The sequence below is a fragment of the Streptomyces spiramenti genome (genome assembly GCF_012034385.1).
Lineage (GTDB): Bacteria > Actinomycetota > Actinomycetes > Streptomycetales > Streptomycetaceae > Streptomyces > Streptomyces spiramenti.
Genome location: NZ_JAAVJB010000392.1, coordinates 1 through 2,686, shown reverse-complemented (window position 1 = coordinate 2,686; position 2,686 = coordinate 1). Strand labels below are relative to the sequence as shown.

Below are 2,686 nucleotides of genomic sequence, written 5' to 3'. Positions count from 1 at the left end.
GGTGTGCACCGCGGCGGGGCTCCCCGGCCGGGCGACCTGTGGTCGGCGGGTGCGGCCGGTCGTCGTGGAGGGCGCCGCCGCCACCGGGTCGCCCTGGGCCCGGGGCGTCCGGGCAGCCGCCCCGGGGCGCGCCGAGGGCACGAGGTCGAGCAGTGCGTGCTCGGCGAACCCCGCGAGGGCGAAGTCCAGGTGGACGGCGGCGGCGTCCATCGGGTCGGCGCAGTCCGCGGCGGCCCGGCTCGCCCGGTTGAGCTGGCCGTCCCGGAAGCGGCGGCGTGTGGCCTCGCGCGACTGGCGGCGTTCCAGGGTGACGTCGCGGAAGACCCAGGCGACACCCAGCGGTGAGGGCTCGGTGGCCAGTGGTGAGCCGAGGGGCAGGAAGCCGCTGAGCCAGCAGCGGCGCCGCCCACCGGGGAGGCCGCCGCGCGACTCGCCGTGCTCGTCCTCCAGCGAGCCGTCCTCGTGCAGGGTGACCCACAGCTCGACCGGCTCGGCGGGCGGCTCGCCGGCGAGCGCGTGTTCGAGGGCTCCCTCCAGTTCCTGGAGGCCGGATCCGAGAAACTCCGCCAGCGGCTCCCCGAGCATCTCCACCGGGGAGACGGCGAGCGCGCGGGTGGCCGCCTCGTTGAGGGCGACGGTGCGGAGGTCGGCGTCGACCAGCAGCACCGACCAGGCGGCGCCCGCCAGCAGGGCCTCGCTCAGGGCGATGCGGCGTTCGAGGTCGAGCTGGGCATGGACGTCGCTGAACGCGCAGTAGGCTCCGGCGACCCGGCCGGCGGCGTCCCTCACCGCCGCGGTCTGCGCCCTGACCAGCAGGCGGGAGCCGTCCTTGGTGACGAACGGGAACTCCTGGACCTGCCGGGGCGGGGCGCCGGCGCCGGTGTCCCCGGTGACGGCGAGCAGCCGGTCGTGGACGTCGGCGGCGTCCGTCTCGCGCACCACCCAGCCGCCGAGACCGCGACGCCCCAGCGCTTCGGCGGCGCTCCACCCCAGCAGCCGCTCGGCCTCCTGGTTCCAGTGGGTGACGCGGCCGTCGCGGTCCACGGCGAAGAGCGCCGCGTCCATCCCACCGAGCAGCGAGGCGAGCAGCAACGGATCGGGAATGCCGTCCCCGGTGAAGTGCGCCCCTGGCTGGGACTGTGAGTGCGTGGTCACGTCGAACCCCCTCCGCGCCGCGCGCGGGCCGCGCGGCGCTCCCCCGGGCCACCAGGTGGGCACCGCCGGTGGCCGGGCGCGGGGCCCGGCCGAGCCGCGGGCCCGGTCGGAGCCCCGGGTGGTCCACGGGTCCGCACCATTCAACTCCATGGTGTGCGCGGTCACATCGGCTTCGGCGTGATTCGGCCGCGGCGGCACCCGCCGGTGCCCGGCGAAAATCACTTGAACCGACCGCCGAGGGTGCCTACCGTGGTGAGTACACGAGAAGGGAGGTGGTTCGGCAGATGATCAAGAACCGGACGCGTGAGGTGACTGCGGCCTGAGGCCGTCGTCCCACATCAGTGCGGATGCCGGCTTCGCCGGCCAATCCCGAGCAGTCACCCGACCCGCGGGCCGCCGGTATCGTCCGGCCGGCTCCCCAGCCTCGGCTGGGGACCAAGGCCCGCGGGTCGTCTGCGTTCCGCGGCGGCGCCCGGCCCGGTGAGCGCGCAGCGGCGTGGTCCCGGTCGGCGCCGGAACGTGCCGCGACGCCCGCTCCGCGTCAGGGGCAGAGCCGTCGGACCTCCCAGGCGCCGGCCTCGGTGCGGACGAAGCGCAGCCGATCGTGCAGCCGGTTGTCCCGGCCCTGCCAGAACTCGACCCATTCGGGGCGCACCCGGTAGCCGCCCCAGTTGGCCGGAGCCGGCACGTCCTCCCCCTCGGGATAGCGGCGCGCCAGATCCTCGTAGCGGCGGTCCAGTTCGTCGCGGGAGCCCACGACCTGTGACTGGTCGCTGGCCCACGCCCCCAGTTGGGAACCGTGCGGCCTGGTGCGGAAGTAGGCCGCCGTCTCGTCGCGGCCGGTCCGTTCGACCGTGCCGGAGACGATGACCTGCCGGGCCAGGTCGTGCCAGGGGAAGAGCAGCGAGGCGTACGGGTTGACGGTCAGTTGGCGGCCCTTGGTGGAGGCGTAGTTGGTGAAGAAGACGAAGCCCCGCTCGTCGAAGTGCTTGAGCAGGACCGTCCGCGAGCTGGGGCGGCCCTCGCCGTCGGCGGTGGACACCACCATGGCGTTGGGTTCGCCCAGCCCTCCGGCGACGGCCTCGGCGAACCAGTCGCCGAAGAGCGCGACGGGCTCGGCGGGCAGTTCGGCCTCACTGAGCCCCGCGGCACGGTAGCGGGCGCGCATCGCCGCCGGGTCGGGGCGGCGGAGCGGGGAGCCGGCGGGCGTCGAGGGCACGGTCGGCACGGGGGTGACGGTGGACGGGGCGCGGTCGGCGGCGTTGTCGGACACGGCCATATCTTGCAGCATCGGAGCGGCCGTGGCCGGTCCCCGCCGGTTTCCTCACCACCCCTGTGTCTGGCGTACACCTGCGGTCCAAGTCCCGGGCGCCGCCGGATGCGGGCGCGCCCGGTCACCGCGCCCCGATCGGGCGTGACGGCGCGCACGAGCGCACGGCGCTCTTCTCACCGCACGACGGTCGCGCGTCCGGACGGGGTGTCACGGCGGTCCCGGAGCCGTCGGGTTCGCCGCGCCCCGGTGGGCCGGGGC

General features: G+C 75.6%; 2 protein-coding genes. Both read right to left on the bottom strand.

Going from position 1 to position 2,686, the window contains the following annotated elements; genetic code table 11:
• A partial coding sequence (locus HCJ92_RS23555) for a PAS domain-containing protein (RefSeq protein WP_420824770.1) occupies window positions 1–1,155 on the bottom strand: 1,155 nt, incomplete at its 3' end.
• A gap of 541 nt (window positions 1,156–1,696) precedes the next feature.
• The gene (gene pdxH, locus HCJ92_RS23550; protein ID WP_167935632.1) at window positions 1,697–2,323 is read right to left on the bottom strand and encodes a pyridoxamine 5'-phosphate oxidase; all 627 of its coding nucleotides are present in this window, start codon (window positions 2,321–2,323) and stop codon (window positions 1,697–1,699) included.
• Window positions 2,324–2,686 lie beyond the last annotated feature (363 nt).